At 68.1% G+C, this 20,936-nt stretch carries 19 protein-coding genes; 8 read left to right on the top strand and 11 right to left on the bottom strand.

What is annotated here, in order from left to right; all coding sequences use genetic code 11:
• Nucleotides 1-32: 32 nt before the first annotated feature.
• Nucleotides 33-1,916 carry a ketoacyl-ACP synthase III gene (locus B9C99_RS01460; RefSeq protein ID WP_016694207.1) on the top strand — a complete coding sequence of 628 codons (1,884 nt, stop codon included), beginning with the start codon at nucleotides 33-35 and terminating at the stop codon, nucleotides 1,914-1,916.
• Between the two features lie 270 nt (nucleotides 1,917-2,186).
• Nucleotides 2,187-2,570: an excalibur calcium-binding domain-containing protein gene (locus B9C99_RS01455; RefSeq protein WP_088896729.1), complete on the top strand. Its 384-nt coding sequence runs from the start codon at nucleotides 2,187-2,189 to the stop codon at nucleotides 2,568-2,570.
• 81 nt (nucleotides 2,571-2,651) lie between these two features.
• Here the strand turns inward: B9C99_RS01455 and B9C99_RS01450 are convergent, their stop codons facing one another.
• The 4 genes from B9C99_RS01450 to B9C99_RS01435 are packed head-to-tail and all read right to left on the bottom strand — an operon-like array spanning nucleotide 2,652 to nucleotide 6,191.
• On the bottom strand, nucleotides 2,652-3,365 hold the full coding sequence (locus tag B9C99_RS01450) for a maleylpyruvate isomerase family mycothiol-dependent enzyme (protein ID WP_088896728.1): 714 nt from the start codon (nucleotides 3,363-3,365) through the stop codon (nucleotides 2,652-2,654).
• A 12-nt stretch (nucleotides 3,366-3,377) separates the two neighbouring features.
• A complete protein-coding gene (locus B9C99_RS01445) occupies nucleotides 3,378-4,199 on the bottom strand; it encodes a fumarylacetoacetate hydrolase family protein (RefSeq protein ID WP_016695623.1) in 822 nt (273 codons plus the stop codon).
• 5 nt (nucleotides 4,200-4,204) lie between these two features.
• Nucleotides 4,205-5,275: a cupin domain-containing protein gene (locus tag B9C99_RS01440; protein WP_016695624.1), complete on the bottom strand. Its 1,071-nt coding sequence runs from the start codon at nucleotides 5,273-5,275 to the stop codon at nucleotides 4,205-4,207.
• A 58-nt stretch (nucleotides 5,276-5,333) separates the two neighbouring features.
• On the bottom strand, nucleotides 5,334-6,191 hold the full coding sequence (locus B9C99_RS01435) for an IclR family transcriptional regulator (RefSeq protein WP_088896727.1): 858 nt from the start codon (nucleotides 6,189-6,191) through the stop codon (nucleotides 5,334-5,336).
• Nucleotides 6,192-6,308: 117 nt separating this feature from the next.
• Here B9C99_RS01435 and B9C99_RS01430 point away from each other — a divergent pair, with 117 nt between their 5' ends.
• From B9C99_RS01430 to B9C99_RS01415, 4 genes are all read left to right on the top strand, one after another.
• Nucleotides 6,309-7,496, top strand: coding sequence for an aromatic acid/H+ symport family MFS transporter (locus B9C99_RS01430; protein ID WP_232622241.1), 1,188 nt, complete (start codon nucleotides 6,309-6,311; stop codon nucleotides 7,494-7,496).
• A gap of 84 nt (nucleotides 7,497-7,580) precedes the next feature.
• Nucleotides 7,581-8,777 carry an FAD-dependent monooxygenase gene (locus B9C99_RS01425; RefSeq protein WP_016695627.1) on the top strand — a complete coding sequence of 399 codons (1,197 nt, stop codon included), beginning with the start codon at nucleotides 7,581-7,583 and terminating at the stop codon, nucleotides 8,775-8,777.
• Between the two features lie 148 nt (nucleotides 8,778-8,925).
• The gene (locus tag B9C99_RS01420) at nucleotides 8,926-10,083 is read left to right on the top strand and encodes a helix-turn-helix transcriptional regulator (protein WP_088896726.1); all 1,158 of its coding nucleotides are present in this window, start codon (nucleotides 8,926-8,928) and stop codon (nucleotides 10,081-10,083) included.
• A gap of 3 nt (nucleotides 10,084-10,086) precedes the next feature.
• Nucleotides 10,087-11,190, top strand: a complete 1,104-nt coding sequence (locus tag B9C99_RS01415; RefSeq protein ID WP_016695629.1) for a glycosyltransferase — start codon at nucleotides 10,087-10,089, stop codon at nucleotides 11,188-11,190.
• Here the strand turns inward: B9C99_RS01415 and B9C99_RS01410 are convergent.
• Nucleotides 11,094-11,699 carry an SRPBCC family protein gene (locus B9C99_RS01410; RefSeq protein ID WP_253249935.1) on the bottom strand — a complete coding sequence of 202 codons (606 nt, stop codon included), beginning with the start codon at nucleotides 11,697-11,699 and terminating at the stop codon, nucleotides 11,094-11,096. The genes B9C99_RS01415 and B9C99_RS01410 overlap by 97 nt on opposite strands.
• A gap of 73 nt (nucleotides 11,700-11,772) precedes the next feature.
• Nucleotides 11,773-12,573 (bottom strand): DUF5602 domain-containing protein, encoded by an 801-nt coding sequence (locus B9C99_RS01405; RefSeq protein WP_026061791.1) that lies wholly within the window; start codon nucleotides 12,571-12,573, stop codon nucleotides 11,773-11,775.
• A gap of 210 nt (nucleotides 12,574-12,783) precedes the next feature.
• On the opposite strand from B9C99_RS01405, the gene lhgO reads away from it, so the two are divergent.
• Both lhgO and B9C99_RS01395 read left to right on the top strand, forming a co-directional pair.
• Nucleotides 12,784-13,980, top strand: coding sequence for an L-2-hydroxyglutarate oxidase (gene lhgO, locus B9C99_RS01400; protein WP_026061792.1), 1,197 nt, complete (start codon nucleotides 12,784-12,786; stop codon nucleotides 13,978-13,980).
• Nucleotides 13,981-14,068: 88 nt separating this feature from the next.
• The gene (locus B9C99_RS01395) at nucleotides 14,069-14,728 is read left to right on the top strand and encodes an SDR family oxidoreductase (RefSeq protein WP_016695633.1); all 660 of its coding nucleotides are present in this window, start codon (nucleotides 14,069-14,071) and stop codon (nucleotides 14,726-14,728) included.
• 69 nt (nucleotides 14,729-14,797) lie between these two features.
• Here B9C99_RS01395 and B9C99_RS01390 read toward each other — a convergent pair whose 3' ends face one another.
• From B9C99_RS01390 to B9C99_RS01370, 5 genes are all read right to left on the bottom strand, one after another.
• Entirely contained in the window at nucleotides 14,798-16,696 is a 1,899-nt protein-coding gene (locus tag B9C99_RS01390; RefSeq protein ID WP_088896725.1) for an FAD-dependent monooxygenase, read from the bottom strand.
• Nucleotides 16,697-16,698: 2 nt separating this feature from the next.
• On the bottom strand, nucleotides 16,699-18,036 hold the full coding sequence (locus B9C99_RS01385) for an MFS transporter (RefSeq protein WP_088896724.1): 1,338 nt from the start codon (nucleotides 18,034-18,036) through the stop codon (nucleotides 16,699-16,701).
• Nucleotides 18,037-18,190: 154 nt separating this feature from the next.
• A complete protein-coding gene (locus B9C99_RS01380) occupies nucleotides 18,191-19,123 on the bottom strand; it encodes a LysR family transcriptional regulator (RefSeq protein WP_026061793.1) in 933 nt (310 codons plus the stop codon).
• Nucleotides 19,124-19,171: 48 nt separating this feature from the next.
• The gene (locus B9C99_RS01375) at nucleotides 19,172-20,524 is read right to left on the bottom strand and encodes a permease prefix domain 1-containing protein (RefSeq protein ID WP_088896804.1); all 1,353 of its coding nucleotides are present in this window, start codon (nucleotides 20,522-20,524) and stop codon (nucleotides 19,172-19,174) included.
• A complete protein-coding gene (locus B9C99_RS01370) occupies nucleotides 20,524-20,886 on the bottom strand; it encodes a PadR family transcriptional regulator (RefSeq protein ID WP_016691962.1) in 363 nt (120 codons plus the stop codon). The genes B9C99_RS01375 and B9C99_RS01370 overlap by 1 nt, the downstream gene beginning before the upstream one ends.
• Between the last annotated feature and the right edge of the window lie 50 nt (nucleotides 20,887-20,936).

The following is a 20,936-nucleotide window of genomic DNA, read 5'->3' as shown; positions in this document are numbered from 1 at the left end:
CCATTACTTCGAATCGAACGGTCCCCTCGCACATGCAGCCCTTCGAGCTCAATCGGCACGGCCGAATAGTCTTCCCCTCCAATTTCGTTCCCGAACTCGACTTCTCCACGCTGAGCAGCGTCGACCACCTCGACGCCGTCATCCGCCGCGACTTCGACACCAAGGCACCCACCGTCTCGGAGATCCTCTCCCGACACGAACTGGGCAAGTACGCCTCGAAGTTCGAGATCATGCGGGACATGGCCCTGAACGTCTTCTGGGCCGACCGATTCCCGCTGATGATGTTCGAGCGGCGCGTCACCCGCTGGGGCGACGTTCCCCGCAACCGCGACGACGTCTACATGCCGCGCCTGACTCCCTGGCCTGAGGCCGAGGAGCGGTTGGGCGCGGTCGAGGAGGCCTACCGCGCTCTCCCCCGCGCCTGGGACAGTGCCGCCGAGGACCGCATCTTCGATCGGCTCTTCGCGGTCTTCGGTTCGCGCCGCCACTTCGCCGGCGACCTTCCCACGGTCAAACCGACCGTGCCGCAGCTGCTCTCCGATCCGGAGAACATCACCCTGCGCGTTCGCCACTACGATCCGAACCACCCCGTCTTCGGATACGACGAGATCCTCGACTGCCACGAGGACATCGCCGAACTCGAGGCCCTGAGCCGCTGGTCGATGGTTCTGCACAACCAGCAGCCCTGGGACGGAAGCGAAACCGAACTCGTCCGGGTCGCGGACCTGAAGGACGACGACTACGTCGTGGTGTCCCATCCGCGCAATCGCGAGGTCCAGCGGTTCATCAACCGGGTCATGTCGGGCAAGACCCGCAAGGCCACCTCGTACACGCGGCACGAACCTGTGGCTCCGTCTGCGCCCTACCCGGCCGTCGACGTGCGCTCGGAGTTCGCGATCGCACCGCGCATCGACGCGATCGCGGTCGCGCACGGCGACCAGGTGTGCACCAACGAGGACCTGATCCGCAACACCGCCTACAACTGGTCACCCATGTCGGCCGACGAGATCACGGCCAAGACCGGGATCGAGCAGCGCCGGTACACCTCGGGAACCTTCGAGGACCTGGCCCTGACGGCGGCGAAGCAGGCGATCGCCCACGCCGGTGTCGGCCCGCAGGACATCGGCGCGGTCATCACCTGCACGTGCACGAGCGGCCGGCTGATCCCGTCGCTGGCCACGTGGATCTCGGGCGAACTGGGCATCGGGCAGACCCATGCCTCGTTCGACCTGATCGCGGCGTGCGCGGGAATGCCCTACGGCCTGGCCGAGGCGACCCGCATCCTGCAGCAGGTCAAGCGCCCCGTCCTCGTGGTGTGCGTCGAGAAGTTCTCGGACAAGATCGGCACGGTCCGGCCGTCCCGGATGATCTTCGGTGACGGCGCCGCGGCAATGGTGATCTCGCCGGCCGCCGAGGGCGAGGCACCCGACCTCGAGTTCTTCAACAGCTACGCGAGCGGCCCGACGAGCGAGGTCAACTCGATCATCTGGCCGAATCCGGACTTCGACAACTTCATCACGGTCTACGGACCCGAGGTGAAGACGCTCGCCGGTCGCTATCTGACGCAGATGCTCGACGAGATCAAGGCCATTCCGTCCCCCGACGACGCCGAGCGTTCGCTGCTCGACGACATCGATCTCATCGTTCCCCACCAGGCGAACAAGACGATGGTCATCGAGCTGGCTGCGAACGCCGGACTCTCGGCCGACCGGTTGTACTTCAACATCGAGAAGGTCGGCAACACGTCGTCGGCGAGCATCCCGCTCGCGATCCACGACGCCGTCCGCGAGGGAGTCATCACCGAGCCGGTGCGCATCTTCGCTCCCGGCTTCGGCGCCGGAGCGGTGGCGGGGTACACCGTCATGCGGATCGACCCGAAGGTGGTCGTGCCGTTCGAGGAGACCGCCGCCGGCTGAGCCGGCAGATGACGACCGCCGGCTGAGCCGGCAGATGATGACCGCCGGCTGAGCCGGCAGATGGACCGACGCCGGCTGATCCCGGCGTACGACAGGCATCCGGGCCGTCCCCCGGCAGGCCCGGAGTACATCGGCCCGCTCGCGACATCCGGTCGCGAGCGGGCCGATCGTCGTCTGCGACCGCGCGACGTAACATCCGCGACATCCAGGCCGACATTTCGTTCGGATCCGGCAAATCGGATCCGGACGAAGTACAGAAAGGCCTCGCGCATGAAGTTCCGCCGCATCGTCGCTGCGACGCTGGGGTGTGTGGCTCTGACGGTCGCCGCACCCTCGACCGCCAGCGCCTTCCCTCTCGTGGACCTGCTCCCGAAGGGCATCGCCGATCTCGTTCCGAGCGGATCGTTCAATCCGTTCGCTCCGCCGCCGGCACCTCCGGCTCCCCCGGCCCCGCCGGCACCCCAGGCGGCTCCGCAGGTGGCACCGGCTCCCCCGGCTCCCCGTCCGGCTCCGTCCGCACCGAGCGGCGGGTTCAAGAACTGCACCGAGGCATGGAACGCGGGCGCTGCTCCGGTCCACCGCAACGACCCCGGATACGCTCCGCGTCTCGACCGCGACAACGACGGGATCGGTTGCGAGCGCGATCCGCGCTGACCGTTCCGACCGATGAACGGGCGAAGGCCCTTCCGTCCCCGGGGACGGAAGGGCCTTCGCCCGTTCGTACGTGCAGAAAGCTCAGAGCCACCGCGGCGGTGCGAGTTCTCCGCCGGTGATGCCGACGGCTCCGCGACCGGCCGCCCAGCGGACGACACCGGCGAGATCTCCTCGGACCGTGTGGGTGGTCTCGGCGTCGCCGTTCACGCGGACCGCGTCGCGTCCCTCGACCTCGAGCGCGATGCCCGCACCGAGGTCCTTCTTGCGCCACATTCCGACGATGTCGTCGAGCAGCGAGTCGAGGACGACGGGCGGGAAGTCGCCGAAGCGTCCACCGTTGTCGAGGTCGACGGCGTGGATCCACACTTCGCGCGTGCGCATCCAGGCGGTCTCCTCGGCCGGCACGAGCCGGCCCTGTGCGGTGCGCACCTGCGCCTGCCACGCGGTCTCCGGCAGGTGCCGCCACTTCTCGTCGAGACGGGCGACGGTGTGCGAGAACAGGTTCCGCAGAGCGGCGGGATTCAGCGTCGCGCCCTCGGCGATCTCCTGCGCCCGCTGCTCGGTGGAGGAGTACATCGGGGTCTCGACACCGGTCGCCGCCCAGTCCATGAGCCGGCACAGTGCCGCGGCGTTGTAGCCGATGTGCGCGACGAGATGCCGGCGCGTCCACCCCTCGAGCAGGGTGGGACCGTCGAGTTCGTCGTCGGTCAGCTCGGCCAGGCGCTGCGACAGGTACGCCGTGCCCCGGCGGGCGATGAGGAGTCGCTCGGACAGGTCGAGATCGTTGAATCCCACGGTCGGCTTCTCCTACTTGATGATCGTCTTGTTCCGGACGGTGCCGAGGCCCTCGATGGTGACCTCGCAGACCTCGCCGTTGCCGATGTACCGCGCGGGCTTGCGGGCGTGGCCGACACCGCCGGTGGTGCCGGTGATGATGACGTCGCCGGGCTGCAGGGTCACGATGTGCGAGATGTAGTCGACGAGCTTGGCCGGGGTGAAGACCAGGTCGTTGGTGTTCGACGACTGCATGACCTCACCCTCGAGGCGGGTCTCGATGGCGGTGCCGAGCTGGTAGTCGGTGTCGAGGAAGGGACCGAAACCGCTGGTCTTCTCGAAGGTCTTGCCCTGATCCCACTGCAGCGTGCGGTACTGGTAGTCGCGCATCGTGTAGTCGTTGATCACAGAGTAGCCGGCGATGTACTCGGCGGCGTCGGCCTCGGAGACCTGGTAGGCCTGCTTGCCGATGACCACGGCGAGCTCGGCTTCCCAGTCGAGCTGCGAACCCGCGTAGGCGGGAACGACCACGTCGTCGTAGGGGCCGGTGAGGGCTTCCTTGAACTTCGAGAACAGGGTCGGGTACTCCGGCAGGTCGCGGCCCATCTCCTTGATGTGGGTCGCGTAGTTCAGGCCGACGCACACGATCTTGCCCGGGGCGGGGACGACTGGTGCGTAGTCGGCGGAGCCGAGGTCGACGGTCTTTCCGGATGCCTGCTCGGCGACCGACTTCCAGTTCTGATCGGCGAGCAGTGCGGACAGGTCGGCGTAGCCGTCGATGACGGTGGCGCTGGAGTCGCTGTCGACGCGGACGGCGGCGGTGCCGCCGTCGAGGCGGAGGGTGGCGAGACGCATGGGGTTCAGGCTCCTTCGGAGATGATGGTGCGGTTGAAGTGCAGACGTTCGACGATCGGCGCGTCGGAGAAGGCGAAGAGATCGACACCCTTGTCGGTCTCGAGCGACCACTCGACCCAGGACGGGACGACGATCATGTCGCCCTTGGTGACGTCGTGGCTCTTGTCTGCGAGATGGAAGCGGCCCTCACCGTCGAAGACCTGGAAGACCACGGATCCGACGTCGCGGCGGGCGCGGGTGTGCGCGCCGGCGCGCAGCCGGTGGAACTCGGCGCGGATCGTCGGCATGACGTCGCCACCGGTGGTGGGGTTGGTGTAGCGGACTGCGGCGTGGCCGGGTTCCGGGGTGGCGGCGTAACCCTCGTCCTCGAGGGCGAGCTGCTCGTTCAGCGCACGGTCGGTGTGCTCCCAGCGGTAGCACGCGATCGGCGAGCTGGTCTTGCGGTCGAGGCCCACGAGCGGGCGCAGACCGGGGTGGACCCACAGTCGCTCGGACCGGGAGATGTCCGGGGTGCCCTCGTCGGTGACACCGTCGGAGCCGAACTCGAAGAAGCCTGTGTCGGTGTAGTGCACGAACGGGATGTCGAGGCCGTCGATCCACGCCATCGGCCGATCGGTCTCGTTGTGATGGCCGTGGAAGTTCCAGCCCGGGGTGAGCAGGAAGTCGCCGCGGCGCATGGCAACCGGGTCTCCGTTGACCACGGTCCACACGCCCTCACCCTCGACGACGAAGCGGAAGGCGTTCTGGGAGTGCCGGTGCTCGGGAGCGGTTTCCTTCGGGCCGAGGTACTGGATCGCCGCCCACAGCGTGGGGGTGACGTACGGGACGCCACCGAGACCCGGGTTCGCGAGCGCGATGGCGCGACGCTCACCGCCGCGGCCGACCGGCACGAGATCTCCGGCGCGCTGGGCCAGCGGGTACAGCGTCGACCACTTCCAGACGAAGGGGACGGCCTTGGACGTCGGGACCATCGGCATCAGGTCGCCGATCTGGGTCCACAACGGGTTGAGGTGTTCGGTCTCGAAGTCGTCGTACAGCTTCTGGAGCTCGGGATCGACAGGCTCGGTGGCAGTCATGAAATCTCCTTGTCCGGCGTTGTCTCCAAACTAGGGGCGCCGGAACCGGGGAATCCATCTATTTCTGCATAGTGGAATTCAGGACGTCCGGACCGGCGATATCGGCGACGTCGACCTCGATGCCCCGCACCGCCGCCTGCATCTGCGCGACCAGCCTTCCGCGCAGATGCTGCCGGTAGCGGGTGACCGGCACGGCCACCGTCAGGGCACCGATCGCAGTGCCCCGGCCGTTGCGGATCGCCACCCCGATCGCCGCGACACCCTCCTCCGTCTGCTCGACGTTGACCGCGAAACCCAGCTTGCGTGCCGCCTCGAGTTCGTGCGCGAACTCCTCGAACTCCCCGATGGCCATCCGGCGGTCGGTCTCGTAGGCGGGACTCGGCCCCTGACTGATGTGGGGCTCGTCCGGGGGTCGCAGATAGAGCTGTTCGAGCACCGCACGGGGCAGCTCGGCGAGCAGGATGCGTCCGCCCGCGGTGAGCTCGGCGGGGAGTACCTGACCTCGGCGATCGCCCACACGCAGGATCGATGCCGCCTCCGCCGTCCACAGGAAACGCGCCTGCGAGCCCACCCGGATCACGAGGTTGACGGTCTCGTCGGCGAGCGTGGCGAGGGCCTCCATGTGGGGGCGGCAGAGGTCGGTGAAGTCCCGCGTCCACCCCTGACTGGCCGGACCGACACCGAGCGCCGGCCCCGGGTGGTACATCCGTTTCTCGTCCTGCACGGCGAAGCCGCGATAGACGAGCATCGCCAGCAGACGGTGCGCGGTGGACGGCGCCGTGCCGAGTTCCGCGGCCGCGTCCTTGAGCCGGATCGCACCCGCATCGCGGAGCAACTGCAGCAGCCGCAACGCGTTGTCGACCGACTCGAGCATGTAGGTCGGCTTGCGGATCGTGCCCATCGGCTTGTTCTGCATAGCAGAACTTTATTGCATCGCCGGGCGGCGCGCGCCCACCGTTGAAGAATGCATCTGGAGAACGAGGCTTCACCGACGCGGGCCGGAGGCAACATCACACTCCCCCGTGCTCACGTCATGGCGGTGATCGTCTGCTGGCTGTTCGTCGTGTTCGACGGCTACGACCTCATCGTCTACGGCAACGTCATATCGAGCCTCCAGGGCGAGTGGGGCATCAGCGCCTCCACCGCCGGTACCCTCGGAAGCCTGGCGTTCGTGGGCATGATGATCGGCGCGGTCCTCGCCGGCCGACTCTCCGACGCGATCGGACGCAAGAACGCCGTCATCGGCTGCGTCGTCGTCCTCTCCGTCTTCACGGCCTTGTGTGCGGTGGCGCCCGGGCCCGTGATCTTCGGTCTCCTGCGCCTCGTCGCCGGTATCGGACTCGGCGGACTCGTACCGACGTCGAACGCTCTTGCCGCCGAACTGGTGCCGGACAAGTGGCGCGCCGCGGTCGCGACGATGATGATGTCGGGCGTCCCGATCGGCGGCTCGATCGCCGCCCTCATCGGCATCCCGGTCATCCCCAACTGGGGCTGGCGCCCGATGTTCGCGTTCGCGCTGATCCCCCTGCTCGTCCTCGTCCCGCTGGCGATCAAGGTGCTGCCGAAGCACGCCGTCTCGAACGCCCATCCGGACAACTCCGCGGGTGGTTTCAAGGAACTGCTCGGCTCGCGTTTCCGCACCGTCAGCATCATGTTCGCGGCCGTCACCGTCGTGACCCTGCTCGCCTGGTACGGCCTCGGCACCTGGCTGCCCAAGCTCATGCAGGGCGAGGGCACCGATCTCGGCAACGCCCTCACGTTCTCCCTGGCCCTGAACCTCGGCGCCGTCGCCGGTTCGTTCATCACCGCCTGGGGCGGCGTCCGCTGGGGTTCGGTCCCCACCAGCATCATCGCCGCACTCATCGCCGGCGTCGCCCTGCTGACCCTGCTGCTCGACCCGCCGGTCGCCGCGGTCTACCTGATCTTCGTCCTCGCCGGTGTGGGCACCCACGGCACGCAGGCACTGATCATCGCCGCGGTCGCGTCCTACTATCCCGACCACCTGCGCGGTACCGCTCTCGGCTGGGCCCTCGGTGTCGGACGCATCGGTGCCGTCGCGGCCCCGCAGATCGGTGGCTGGCTGCTCGCCGCCGGCCTCGGTGCCCACTCGAACTTCGTCCTCTTCGGTGTCAGCGCCCTGATCTCGTCGCTGCTGCTGACGGTGATCTGGAAGAAGTTCCCCGCACGCCACGAATCGCTCCGCCCGGTCTCCGCTCACTGATCGCACCGCGGCCGATCGCGCCGCGATCGATACGCGCTGACCGCGCCCCGTTCCCCTCTGCTTCACACGATCCGAAGGAGTGTCATGTCCGATCTGAAGGACGCTCGAGTTCTCATTGCCGGTGGCGGCATCGGCGGTGTCGCCAATGCCCTCGCTCTCGCGCAGAAGGGCGCCCAGGTCACGCTGTTCGAGCGTGCCCCCGAGTTCGGTGAGGTGGGCGCAGGACTCCAGATCGGCCCGCACGGCTCGCGCATCCTGCAATCGCTCGGTGTCTACGACGAGGTCATCGCGAAGGGCGTGCTGCCCAAGAACCTCGTCTTCCGTGACGCCGTGACCGCGGAGATCCTCACGAAGGTCGATCTCGGACGCGACTACCAGCAGCACTACGGCGGTGTGTACTTCGTCGTGCACCGCTCGGATCTGCACTCGGTGCTCGTCGAGGCCGCCCGCAAGGCCGGAGCGGATCTGCGGACGAACTCCACGGTGACCGACGTGATCACCGAGGGCGACACCGTGCGGGTGATCCTGGAGAACGGTGAGGAGCACGTCGGCGACGTCGCACTCGGCATGGACGGCCTGCACTCGCGCCTGCGTCCGAAGCTGTCCGACGACCAGCCCGTCGGCTCGGGTTACGTCGCCTTCCGCGGCACCTTCCCGATGAACGAGGTTCCGCTCGAGGAAGAGATCGAGGACGTCGTGGGCTACATCGGCCCGCGCTGCCACTTCATCCAGTACCCGCTGCGCCAGGGCGAGATGCTCAACCAGGTGGCGGTCTTCCAGTCCCCCGCATTCCTCCGCGGTGAGGAGAAGTGGGGCAGCCCCGAGGAACTCGCGCACGCCTACGACCACTGCCACGAGAGCGTGCAGACCGCGCTGAAGTACCTGTGGACCGATCGCTGGTGGCCGATGTTCGACCGCAACCCGATCGACAACTGGGTCGACGGCCGGATGATCCTGCTCGGCGACGCCGCGCACCCGCCGCTGCAGTACCTCGCCTCCGGTGCCGTCATGGCGCTCGAGGATGCGAAGTGCTTCGCCGACTACGCCGCCGAGGACCTGCAGGGCGACAGCGCGAACTGGCCGAAGATCCTGAAGGACGTCAACGCCGAACGCGCACCGCGCTGCAACCGCATCCTCACCACCGGACGCATGTGGGGCGACCTGTGGCACCTCGACGGTGCCGGTCGCGAGGCCCGCAACGAGCTGTTCCGCACCCGCGACACCTCGAGCTACAAGTACACGGACTGGCTCTGGGGCTACAGCTCCGACCGCAATCGCTGAGCACTCACACAGCGCCGCAGAGGAATTCGTCCCGTTCCGGACAATGCCGTCCCCGATTCACCGATCGGGGACGGCATTCGCCGTATATGCGTCGTTCGTCCCGCACCGAAAGGTGCCGGAGCGACCGTGACCAGCACATACTGAAAGCATGACCGCGTCACGGCAGGCGTCGGCGCTCCGCAGCGAGGTTCGGGACATCGCACTCGGAACCGCCGACCCGGCCGAGTTCCGGCACGCCGTCCTCGACACGATCCGGCGGCGCATCCGTTACGACATCGGATGCATCGCCCTCGTCGATCCGGCGAGCATGTTGTTCACGGCCGTGACCATGGTCGACGCCGACGATCCGTCCGGTCGTGCTGCGGAGACGGTGGCGCACATCGAATACGGCACGTCGCGCTTCGCGAACACCTACGGCAGGCTCGCCCGGACACGTACCGGTGTGCAGACGATCCGCGAGGCGATCGACGGCGACCTCCGCGATTCCCTGCCCTACAGCGAGATCCTGGAACCGCAGGGAATGGACGACGAGGTGCGCCTCGTCTTCCGGGGTCGTGACGGCCGCATCTGGGGCGGCGGCGCTCTCATGCGCGGCCCCGGCCGGCGCTTCGACGCCGACGACGTGGCAGCGCTCGCAGGATGTGTGGGCGAGATCAGCGACGGACTGCGGTTGTCGTTGCTCCGCGAATCCCCTCGCCTCGCGGCGGACGCATCGCCCGGCGGTTCCGGTCCCGCGGTCGTGGTGGTGGGCGCGGACAACGAGATCGAATCGGCCACTCCCCAGGCGGTGGAGTATCTCGAGCGACTCGGCACCCAAGCTTCCTTCATGCTCCCCGCCGTGGTCGTCGCCGTCCGCTTCCGCTACGAGGGTTCCGCTGCGCGCGTCGTCCGTGTCCGTACGGAGGACGGTCAGTGGCTCGTCCTGCGGGCCGGGTCGCTGGACGGCCGAGGGGAATCGGCCCGGATCGTCGTCGCGATCGAACCCGCACAACCCGGTCAGCTCGTGGCTCTCACCGCCGCCCTGCACGGTCTCACGGAACGGGAGACCGATGTCCTCGCCCGTGTTCTCGCGGGAGAGACACGCACCGAGATCGCCCGTGGACTGTTCATCAGTCCGTACACCGTGCAGGACCATCTGAAGAGCATCTATGCGAAGACGGGTGTGAACAGTCGCCAGGAACTCGTCGCACGATTGTTCTTCACGCACTGCCTCCCCCGGATCGGTACGGAGATCGGGCCGGACGGGTGGTTCGTCGAGAAACCGGCGCCGACGAACGACCCGGTCGGTGCACATCGGAAGAGGTGAACCGTGGCACGCATCCTGATCGTCACCCTGGAAGGCGGTGGGAACTACCCGCCCGAAGCAGCACTCGGATGCGAGTTGCACCGCCGCGGACATCACGTTCGGGTTCTCGGTCACGAATCGCAACGGAAGGTCGCGGAGGACGCCGGTCTCGTCTTCTGCGGCTACCGGCACTCGCCGACCTGGACTCCCCACGTAGAACTGAGCACCCCGAAAGTGCTGACCATGGGCTACGCCATGATGACCGACCGCGCCGTCGCGCGGGATGTGGAGGACGAGATCACCCGGGAGCCGACCGATCTGGTGATCGTCGACTGCATGCTGTTCAACGCCCAGGACGCTGCGGCGCGTACCGGGGTGCCGCACGTGGTGCTGTTCCATTCCTTCTTCGCCGCATTCGACGGCGCGTTCCGGCACGGACCGTTCGGGATCGGTTCGCGACTACGCGGCCTGGGGCCGAAGCGACTGTGGGAACAGGCCGACATGCGACTCGTGTGCTCGGACCGAATGCTCGACCCGGCCGCGCGACGGCGCACGGACGGCTCGATGACCTGGACCGGTGCGATCCACGACGCGAAGGCCGCGGCGGTCGGACGAACACCGCCGCGCGTGCTGGTCAGCCTGAGCACCGCCGGTTTCCCCGGCCAGCGCCGCACCTACCAGAACATCTTCGACGCCGCGGCGGAGATGGACGCCGAGTTCGTCGTCACGACCGGGCCGGCGATCGATCCCACCGGATTGCGTGTACCGCCCAATGCGACCGTCCATCGGTACGTCCCGCACCACGAACTGATGCCGACCTGCTCGGCGGTCGTCGGGCACGGCGGGCACGCGACGGCCTTCCGGGCTCTCGCACACGGACTTCCGATACTGATCATGCCCATGTCGGCGGTGACGGATCAGGCGATCATCGGTCGTGAGGTCGCGAAGACCGGGGCGGGCATCCGCCTGCGGAAGACCGCCTCGCCCGAACAGATACGCGCGGCTCTCGCGAGTCTGCTGACCGACGACGGTCATCGCACGGCTGCAACACAACTCGGAGCCCGGCTCCGCACCGTCGACGGTGCATCGACTGCCGCCGACCGGGTGTTGACGCTCGTCGACCACTGACGAACACGCGAAGGACCGGCACCTGTCCGGTAGGTGCCGGTCGATCCTTCGCATCCCCCTTCGATCGTATCTCCCTCCTCCAGAAGCTGTTTCGCATGTTCGAGGTTGTTCCGCACATCGCGCGCGTACAGCTTCTCCACGACCGGCTGGGTGAACCTGCCGAAGAAGTTCCCGACGTCCTCGGTGTCCTGGTGGAAAGTGACGCGGGTTCCCGTCTCCACCGGCTCGAAGCGATAGACGGTCTCGTACCGGATCGGGCTCTTCACACTGCGGCGGTGCTGGGCTCTGCCGGGCTCGACCCGGGCCAGTTCCTCGGTGAGTTCGATCCGCCGTCCGGCAACCTTGACGGTGGCGCGCGAGACGGATCCCTCCTTGCCGCCCTCACCCGAGACCAGCTCGTAGTCCATGACGTTCGTCATGTAGACCGGGGCGTTCTCCGGGTCGGCGAAGAAGGCGAAGACTTCGTCGACGGGCTTGTCGATGACGACGGATTCCTCGGTTACGGGCATGACTTTCCTCCGTTCGGATCGGTGTCGTAGTTGCTGTTACTGGTGTACTGCAACGGTTTTCATGAACAATGCGTCAGGATGCCTGACGCGGGACCATCCCTCCGAGGGCGATGTCGTATTCCTGCGCCTGCTCGTCGAATCCGACGCTGTAGACGGTGGGATACCAGGCCGAGTGCTGATAGGCGGCCGGCAACTTGATCTGTTCGCGGATCGTCGGACGGGTCAGCAACCACTCCCGCGTGATCATGGGTTCCATGAACGTGTAGTCGCCGTCCCACGATCCGTTGACGAAGGTCTCGGTGAAGTCGTAGACACCCGGGACCATTCCTTCCGTGATGTCGAGCCAGTGCACACCCATCAACGGCACCGCGAGTTGCGATGCGAGCATCCCCGGCGGGGTCACGTAGTCGCTCGGCATGTACTTCGGGTCCGGGAATCGTTCCGCGCGAGCGGCGTAATCCGGTGCGGCCGGGTCGATTGCTTCGATCGACGCCATGTCGGTCATGTAGAAGTGCATGTCGAAATGGGGCTTCCCGAACAGCACGGTGGGGTCGTGTCCGCGCGGGTTCCAGTTCAGCATGACGTGGTCGAACACCGTGTCGGATGCCTGAGCGGGCAGGTGCAGCATGTACATCCCGTCGACATCGGGCAGTCCGTCGAGGGCCGCCGGCGAGAAGCGGATACCGACGGCGGTCGGGGCACCGTTCTCGTCGACGGTGGCGTACGCACGCGCGGTTCCGTCACCGACGCTCACGGCCTGACCGAAGTGCAGGTGGGCAGGTGTGGGCACCGCCGACGCCACGCCGCCGACCGCCACGGCGACGCACGCGGCGAGGAGCACTGCGATGGAACGAGATGAACGATGTTTCTTCATGGCACTATCCGATCGACGAGGGTTCTCGGTGAACCTCTCCATTCCGTGGATCCAGTCTCGGCCGGTGTTCGTGACCTCGGCTATCCCTCACTCGGGGGATTTCGCCGAGCGATCCGACAGAAGAGCCCGTCGTCACAGCGTCGCGACATATACTCGCCGGACTGCGGGCGGACGTCACGATCCGCGGAGAACAGGGAGCGGCACTTGAGTATTCGCAACCTTCGCGTCGCGGTGGTCGGTGGAGGGATCATCGGTGCCGCGACCGCCCGGCAACTCGCCCTCTCCGACGCCGACGTGACCTTGTTCGAGAAGGAGGACCGGCTCGCCGCGCATCAGACGGGGCACAACAGCGGCGTCGTCCACGCCGGCCTCTACTACACGCCCGGCAGTCTCAAGGCGCGGTTGTGCAGGCGCGGTGTGGAGTTGTTGCAGACGTTCACCACGGCCAAGGGCCTGCCCTACGACGAGTGCGGCAAGGTCGTCGTCGCCCTCGACGACTCGGAACTCGGCCGGCTCGACGCGATCTTCTCGCGGGCCACGGCGAACGGGGTCCCCGGCATCAGGCGCATCGGTGCCGACGAGATCACCGCGATCGAACCGCACGCCGTCGGGATCGCAGCCCTGCACTCCCCGCACACGGCGATCATCGATTTCGTCGCCGTCACCCGCGCGCTCGCGGACGACGTCGTCGCCGCGGGTGGCACGGTGCGGACCGGTACCGCCGTGACGGCGATCCGCGAGGCGGGCGAGCAGGTCGTCGTCGACATCCCGGGCGATCAGTTGGCCTTCGACCTGGTGATCACGTGCGCGGGACTGCAGTCCGACCGTCTCGCCCACACCTCGGGCGACACCCGCGACCCGCGGATCGTCCCGTTCCTCGGCGACTACCTGCTGCTCGAACCGGACGCGGCGGCGAAGGTGCGCGGGTTGATCTATCCGGTGCCCGACCCCCGCTATCCGTTCCTCGGTGTGCATCTCACCCGCCGGATCGACGGTGAGGTGATGGTGGGACCGAACGCCTTCCTCTCCCCCGGCCGCGAGGCCTATCGCGGCGGGCGCGGATCGTGGCGGGATCTGCGCGACGCCGTCGCCTGGCCCGGTTTCTGGCGGTTCGCCGCCCACAACCTGCCCGCAGCGGGCCGGGAACTGCGCACGGCGAGCAGCACTCGACGGTTCGTCGCCGATGCGGCCGCGTACATGCCCGGGCTGACCGTCGACGACGTGCGGCCGGGTCCGCGCGGCATCCGCGCCCAGGCGATGAACTCCGACGGAGGTCTCGAGGACGACTTCGTCGTCACGGGGCACGGACGGGTCGTGCACCTGCGCAACGCCCCGTCGCCCGGCGCCACCTCGTCGATGGCGATCGCGGAGTATCTCGTCGACCGCGCCCTCGAACGCATCGCCTGATCGGGTCACCCGGCGGCGGACGTCACGGTTCGCGGTGACCGGTTCCGGGCATGCTGCACGGAAACCACTTCATCGTCAGGAGGTCTCCATGGCACGAATCGCACTCTTCGGAGGACACGGCAAGGTCGCGTTGCATCTCGAGCGGCTGCTGGCCGATGCCGGTCACGAGACCAGTGCGTTCATCCGCAATCCCGATCACGCCGACGATGTGCGCGCTGCCGGTGGCACGCCCGTCGTCGCCGATGTCGAGAAGATGGACATCGCCGAGATCACCGAGCTGCTGCGCGGCCACGACGCGGTGGTCTGGTCCGCGGGGGCGGGCGGAGGGAATCCCGAACGCACCTACGCGGTGGACCGCGACGCGGCGATCGCCTCGATGACCGCCGCGCAGGAGGCCGGGGTCCGCCGGTACGTGATGGTGTCGTACTTCGGGGCCCGCCCCGACCACGGCGTCCCCGAGGACAACAGCTTCTACGCCTATGCCGAGGCCAAGTCGGCCGCGGACGCCCATCTGCGGGGCACCGACCTCGACTGGACGATCCTCGGTCCGAGCGCACTGACCCTCGACTCGCCCACCGGCCGCATCGAGATCGAGGGGCACGGGGCGAGCGACAAGGGACAGGTCTCGCGCGCCGACGTCGCGGCCGTCGCCGCAGCGGTGCTCGAGCGGCCGGGGACGGTGGGACGCACCATCGAGTTCAACAACGGTGACGTCCCGATCGACGAGGCACTCGACGCGCTGCGGTAGTTCCCGCGCAGCAGTCCGCCCCCGGTAGCAGGGGGCAACCGGGGGCGGACATACGAGCGATGTGATCGCTCAGGCCTGCGGGGCGAGTTCCTCCACGCGCAGCGGCGAGGTGTCCGCGGCGGCCGCGATGGCCTCCTCGAACTGCCGGCGGTCGACCTGAGAGCCGAGCACCAGCGCGAGTCGCGTCAGGAAGCCCTCGCGGTCGTCCTCGGCGGCCTGGTCCAGGGCGGTCGACAGGCCGAGCCAGACGTTCTCACGACGCTGGTCGTCCTCGGTGACCTGCTCGGTGGGCCGGGCCGGGAGTTCCGCGCCGGCCGGGGCGGCACCCGAGCGCAGGGACGCGGCGACACCGTCCAGGTCGGCGACCGGCACACGGCACAGCAGCAGACCGTCGGGGCGGATCACGAAGGCCTCACCGGCCGTCGCGCCGAGTGCCTCGACGAGATCGGGCGCGTCGAGGAGTGTCACACCGTCCACCTCTGCGCTGTCGACGGCGAGGGTTGCGACGCTCTCGGGTGCGAGTGCCTGCGCAAGGCCGTCCGCGGCGACGGTGAGGGCGGCCGAGCCCGCTGCGTCGAGGCCGACCCCGAGCACGGCGAATCCGGTGCCGCGCGCGTCGTTCAGCGACGTCTCGCGACCGGCGATGCGGATCCGGCGGTCCTCGACGGGATCGCCCGGGAGCACACCTTCGGTGCCGGGGGCGACCGACCAGGTCAGCGGCGACAGTCGGGCGTGCGTGGCGCTGGACTGACGCGGGTTGATCAGGTGCCCGAACTCGGGGCGTCCCACGGCGAGCGCGAGGATCGCGTCACGCGTGGTGCGGTAGCCGTGGCTGCCGGGGCTCATGATGAGCGTGGACTTGCCGGCGTTGGCGACGTTCTGCTCCCACGCGTTGTAGCGTTCGAACGAGTACGCCGTCAGCAGGGCGGGTTCGGCGTTGCCGTTCACGACCGCGGCGAGCTGCCACGCGAGGGTCTCGGCGTCCTCCATGCCCGAGTTGAGTCCGCGCACACCGAAGATCGGCACGAGATGGGCCGCGTCACCGGCGAAGAGGAGACGGTCGTGGGTGAACTCGTCGAGGGCGAGTGCGCGGGCGCTGTAGAAGCCCTTCCACTCGAGGGTCCACGGCAGGTCGTTCTGCAGCCAGTCGAGGTGCTTGGCGATGCGGGCGCGGATCGCCTCCTCCTGCGTCTCGATCTCGGCGTCCTCGGACGGGTCGAGCTGGTAGTCGATGCGCCAGATGTTGCCGGGCTGCTTGTGCATGATGATCGTCGAGCCGGGGTTGCTCGGCGGGTCGAACCAGACCATGCGCTCCGCGGGGAGATCGGACTCCCAGTGGATGTCGGCGATGACGTAGCGGCCCTCGTAGCTGGTGCCCTGCAGACGCAGGCCCGCGAGTTCGCGCATGCGGCTGCGGCCACCGTCGGCGGCGACGACCCAGCGTGCGCGCAGGTGCCGCTTGCCGGCGGCGGTGTCGACCTCGAGGGTGACCTCGTCCTCGCCGCGCAGGATCCCGGCGATCGGCGCCTGCCAGTGCAGGGTGATGAGGGGGTTCTGCTCGATGGTGTCGACCATGATCTGCTCGAACTCAGACTGGGAGACGTTGATCATGGGCGGGCGGACGTCGAAGTCACGCTGCGGCATCTGGAAGTGCAGGACCTGCTGGTCGCGGTAGAAGCTGCGACCGCCGACCCACGGCAGCACGATCTTCTCGAGTTCGTCGCCGAAGCCGAGGCGGGCGGCGGCCTCGAGGCTGTGGCGCGAGATGCAGATGGCGCGCGAGCCGAAGGACACCTGATCGGCGGCCTCGAGGATGGTGACGGGCACACCGCGCTGGGCCAGTCCGAGGGCGACGGCCATGCCGACCGGTCCGGCACCGACCACGACGACGGGCAGCGTCTCGTCGGCGGGAGTCATCGACTCGAACTCCGAGGCGGGGTACTTGGGCGGCTGGTAGTAGGTCGACATGATCAGGCACCTTCCTCGGGAGAACGGCGGGAGTCGGTGGTGTTCGCGTGCCCGGCGGACGGCACGCGCAGCAGCAGGATGCTCATGAGGCTGATCAGCGCGATCAGCACGAAGTAACCGGTGATGGACATCGAGGTGCCCGTCGCGGCGAACAGGGAGGTCGCCACCATCGGTGCGAGACCGCCGCCGAGGATCGCGCCGACCTGGTAGCCGAGCGACGCACCGCTGTAGCGGATCTTGGCGGGGAACAGTTCGGCGAACAGTGCCGACTGCGGACCGGCGCAGCAGCCGAGGGTGAAGCCGAGGCCGACCATCGCGAGGAGCATGACCGGCAGGAGCGCCGTGTCCATCAGGGGGAAGAACAGGGCGGCGGCGACGACCAGGCCGGCCGAGGACCGGATGTAAACGGTGCGGCGGCCGACGAGATCCGAGCGCCAGGCCGCGAAGGCCATACCGGCCATCCAGAACGGGCACGAGGCGATGAGCAGCCCGAGCATCGTGGTCTTGCTGAACCCGAGCGTGGCCTCGCCGTACTTGAGGACGTAGACCATGTAGGCGTAGGCGATGCCGTTGGTGGCGATGAAGGTGCCACCGGCGAGCAGCACGGTCTTCCAGTGCTGGGTGAGCACCTCGAGGATCGGCAGCTTCTCCTCGGCCGCGGGGGCGTCCTTGGCGGCCTTGAACTCCTCGCTCTCCTCGAGACCCAGGCGGATCCACATGGCGACGAAGACGAGCACCGCCGAGGCGAGGAACGGGATGCGCCAACCCCACGCGTTGAAGGTCTCCTCGCTGAGGAAGGCGGTCAGCGGCAGGTAGACGAGGTTCGCGAGGAGCACACCCGCCGGCACACCGATCTGCGGTGCCGCGCCGTAGAGGCCGCGCTTGCCGGCCGGGGCGTTCTCGGTGGCGACGAGCACCGCTCCGCCCCACTCACCGCCGACGCCGAGCCCCTGGATGAATCGCAGGGCGACGAGCAGGATCGGTGCCGCGACGCCGATGGCCGCGTAGTTCGGGAGCACGCCGATCGCCACGGTCGCGAAGCCCATCAGCAGCAGGGAGACGACGAGCATGGACTTGCGGCCGATGCGGTCGCCGAAGTGGCCCATCACGACGCCGCCGATGGGGCGCGCGATGAAGCCGACGGCGAGCGTGGCGAAGGCGGCCAGAGTTCCGGCGACCTCGGACGAGCCGGGGAAGAACTGCGGGCCGAGCACGAGTGCCGCGGCAGTGCCGTAGATGAAGAAGTCGTACCACTCGATGGCGGTACCGACGAAGCTGCCGAGCGCGGCTTTGCGTGCGGCTCTTGCCGACGTCTGCGGCGTCGAGTCAAGGACTGTCATGTTCAGTGCCCTCTCCGGCGGTCGATCCGAGGCATCCGATTAACGAGCGTTCGGACGCAGTGGGACCAATCATGAGAGCGGTCACATCGTTTGCAAAGCGCACAAAGTCGGTGAATATCCCCGGAAAATCCGTAGATAGGGACGTTCGGCCACGTCAGAGTGCCTGCGAGGTCCTTGCGACGTCGACGACGAAGTCCGTGAAAGTTTGGGCAACACGGCTCGGAAGGGCGTCCTTGCGCCACGCGAGCACGACCGGCACCGGTTCCGGAGTCGGGTCGACGACGGGCAGCAGGACGAGTTTCCGGCCCTCGTAGGTGACGTCGACGGCGGGTCGCTGCACGAGCAGGGTCCACCCCAGTCCGCGCCCCACGAACGATCGTGCCGTCTCGAAGGTCTGCGTCCGGTACGCGATGGACGGGGTGAAGCCGGCCTCCGCGCACACCCGCAGAGCGTGCCCCGAACTCGGCGGGGCGTCGAGGAGCACCATGGGCTCGTCGGCGAGATCGCGCAGGCGTACCTGCGAGGCTCCGGCGAGCGGATGGTCGGCCGAGACGAGCACCATCGGCTCGCGCACGTCGAGGGTGACCGTCTCGAGTCCCGGTTCGAGATCGAGGTCGTAGAGGAAGGCCACGTCGAGCTCGTGCGAGTCGAGCAACATCCGCAGACGGTTCTGGGTGTCCTCGCGGAAGTCGACGTCGGCGCGCGGATGGGCGCGGGTGAACTCGGCAATGAGGGCGGGCAACAGCGTCGGCGCGAGGGAGAGATAACACCCCACCGCCACCGGACCGACGATGTCGCCTGCCTCCGACCGCGCGTCGCTCTCGAGTTCGCTCGCATGGTGCAGCAGCATCTTCGCCCGCTCGAGCACCGCGTGACCGGTCGGTGTGAGCTTGACGCCCCGCGCGCGTTGTCGGACGAGGAGCTTGACCGCGAGAGCCTTCTCCAGATCGGTGATCGCGGACGAGAGCGCCGAGTGGGACATGTGCATCGCGTCGGCGGCCGCGGTGATGGTGCCCCACTCGGCGACGGCGACGAACGCGGCGAGTTGCCTCATCGTGTACGTGGGCACCGCGTCCGTCCTGGGCATGGTCCTACCGTAGTCCCGGGTCCCGGCCGCTCTTGCGGGCGGAAGCGCTCACACGAACCGGAAGAGCGGCGGGATCGCGACGACCGCCAGTGCCGCCCACCCGCAGTAGACGGGCAGGTAGCGCATCTGCCACCGCTCGACCGCCGCGAAACCGGAGCGACCCCGCAGGAACGAGATGCCGAGCCACGCCGCCCACACGAGGTTCACCAGGAGGACGAGGTTCAGGCCGAGGGCGGTGACCTTGTTGGCGGTGAAACCGAACTCGGCGATGCGGGTGGCCATCGCGGTGAGCATCAGCAGGTCGACGGCGAGCGCCGCGGCGATCAGCACGACCTGCAGCAGATCGAAGACGTCCGGTGCGGCGTGCGGGTCGCGGGCGGAGATCGAGTAGAGCAGGAGCCCGAGGACGAGCACGAGGATCAGGTCCATGAGGATCAGCAGGCCCCGGTCGACGTCGAGGACGCTGTGGGACGCGATCACCGCGACGAACAGCGCGACCAGCATGAGGATCGTGACGGGCGTGAACACCCGGGTGAGAACGGGAGCGATGTTCTCCACGACCTGCTGTTTCGCCTCGACGAGCCAGGCCGCGACGACGATCGCTCCGGCCGGCCCGAACGGGACGATCCACTGTTCGAAGAACGGTTCGATATCGATCCCCAGGGCGCTGAAGGCACCCGCGGTCAGCCCCATGAGCACGCCGCCGCCGAGCGCGAGCAGCGCCAGGTACACGGCGCACTCCCCCGTGAAACGCACGAAGTCCATGCGACGGCGATGGGATCGCCACTGCCCCGCCACGTAGGCCGCTCCGACGACGAACCACAGGGCGACCGGGGCGTGGATCGCCGCGATGATCTCGGTGGCGCCGCCCGGTTCGAACGGGAAGACGTTGAGCACGATCGCCGCGAGGACGAACGGAACGGCAAGGAGCGCACTGCTCTTCGGGCTCATCTCCCGCTTCCACGCGAAGTACAGTGCGAGGAAGGGCAGCACGAGCACGGCGGCGTTGCGCACCAGCGCGGTTTCCGGGAGCCATTCGAATCCGGCCCGGACGGCCAGACCGGCACCGAGCGCGCAGGCGAGGACGACCGCGAGTTCCCTACGGCGCCGAGGGGTTCCGGATTCCTCATCGCGGCCACCACCGGAGAGGACGAGTTGCTTCCACAACCGGTCGGAGTGTTCCTGGGCGAACTCGCGGGAGATCTCGTCGAGACCGCCCATCCGGCCGACCGCGACGAGGAATGCCTCGTCGGCCGACAGTCCGACCGACACGAGATCCGAGATCTGTTCCCGCAGATGATCTTCCATCTCGTCGATGTCCGAGGACGAGATGACCCGATGGTCGGCGACGTAGCTGCGCCAGCCGGCGATCCGGTTCTCGAGATGCGCGTCGAGTGTCATCACGACCACCCCGGCGCGACGGCGGGAGGCAACTGGGCCGACTGCCACACCTGATGCAGCGCCTCGGCGACGACCGTCCACTGCGCCGCCCGTTCGGCGAGGACCTCGCGGCCCGCGTCGGTGATGGCGTAGTGCTTGCGACGGCGGCCGTTGTCGGCCACACGCCAGGCGGCGGACACGTGCCCCGCCCGCTCGAGACGGTGCAGGAGGGGATAGAGCATCCCGTCGGTCCACTGCATCCGGCCCTGTGACAGCTCGTTGACGCGCTTGATGATCGCGTACCCGTACGACTCGCCCTCGGCGAGGATGCCGAGCACGAGCGGGGTGGCGGACGCGGCCACCAGATCCTTCTCGATGAACATGTCGTCCTCATACCTAGAAGTTCTATGGATAACGGTGACCCTAGCAGATC

Origin of the sequence: Rhodococcus sp. BUPNP1 (assembly GCF_002215235.1) — a bacterium.
Lineage (GTDB): Bacteria > Actinomycetota > Actinomycetes > Mycobacteriales > Mycobacteriaceae > Rhodococcus.
The sequence above is the reverse complement of the archived record's forward strand: the minus strand, read 5'-3'. Positions and strand labels throughout refer to the sequence as shown.

Bases quoted from the DNA above. Each gene is read 5' to 3' on its own strand.
- B9C99_RS01425 (WP_016695627.1), top strand. From the start codon at position 7,581: ATGTCCGATCTGAAGGACGCTCGAGTTCTCATTGCCGGTGGCGGCATC.
- B9C99_RS01440 (WP_016695624.1), bottom strand. From the start codon at position 5,275: ATGACTGCCACCGAGCCTGTCGATCCCGAGCTCCAGAAGCTGTACGAC.
- B9C99_RS01405 (WP_026061791.1), bottom strand. From the start codon at position 12,573: ATGAAGAAACATCGTTCATCTCGTTCCATCGCAGTGCTCCTCGCCGCG.
- B9C99_RS01370 (WP_016691962.1), bottom strand. From the start codon at position 20,886: ATGTTCATCGAGAAGGATCTGGTGGCCGCGTCCGCCACCCCGCTCGTG.
- B9C99_RS01410 (WP_253249935.1), bottom strand. From the start codon at position 11,699: ATGCCCGTAACCGAGGAATCCGTCGTCATCGACAAGCCCGTCGACGAA.
- B9C99_RS01430 (WP_232622241.1), top strand. From the start codon at position 6,309: ATGGCGGTGATCGTCTGCTGGCTGTTCGTCGTGTTCGACGGCTACGAC.
- B9C99_RS01435 (WP_088896727.1), bottom strand. From the start codon at position 6,191: ATGCAGAACAAGCCGATGGGCACGATCCGCAAGCCGACCTACATGCTC.
- B9C99_RS01375 (WP_088896804.1), bottom strand. From the start codon at position 20,524: ATGACACTCGACGCGCATCTCGAGAACCGGATCGCCGGCTGGCGCAGC.
- B9C99_RS01390 (WP_088896725.1), bottom strand. From the start codon at position 16,696: ATGTCGACCTACTACCAGCCGCCCAAGTACCCCGCCTCGGAGTTCGAG.
- B9C99_RS01420 (WP_088896726.1), top strand. From the start codon at position 8,926: ATGACCGCGTCACGGCAGGCGTCGGCGCTCCGCAGCGAGGTTCGGGAC.
- B9C99_RS01445 (WP_016695623.1), bottom strand. From the start codon at position 4,199: ATGCGTCTCGCCACCCTCCGCCTCGACGGCGGCACCGCCGCCGTCCGC.
- B9C99_RS01460 (WP_016694207.1), top strand. From the start codon at position 33: ATGCAGCCCTTCGAGCTCAATCGGCACGGCCGAATAGTCTTCCCCTCC.
- B9C99_RS01380 (WP_026061793.1), bottom strand. From the start codon at position 19,123: ATGCCCAGGACGGACGCGGTGCCCACGTACACGATGAGGCAACTCGCC.
- B9C99_RS01455 (WP_088896729.1), top strand. From the start codon at position 2,187: ATGAAGTTCCGCCGCATCGTCGCTGCGACGCTGGGGTGTGTGGCTCTG.
- B9C99_RS01395 (WP_016695633.1), top strand. From the start codon at position 14,069: ATGGCACGAATCGCACTCTTCGGAGGACACGGCAAGGTCGCGTTGCAT.
- B9C99_RS01385 (WP_088896724.1), bottom strand. From the start codon at position 18,036: ATGACAGTCCTTGACTCGACGCCGCAGACGTCGGCAAGAGCCGCACGC.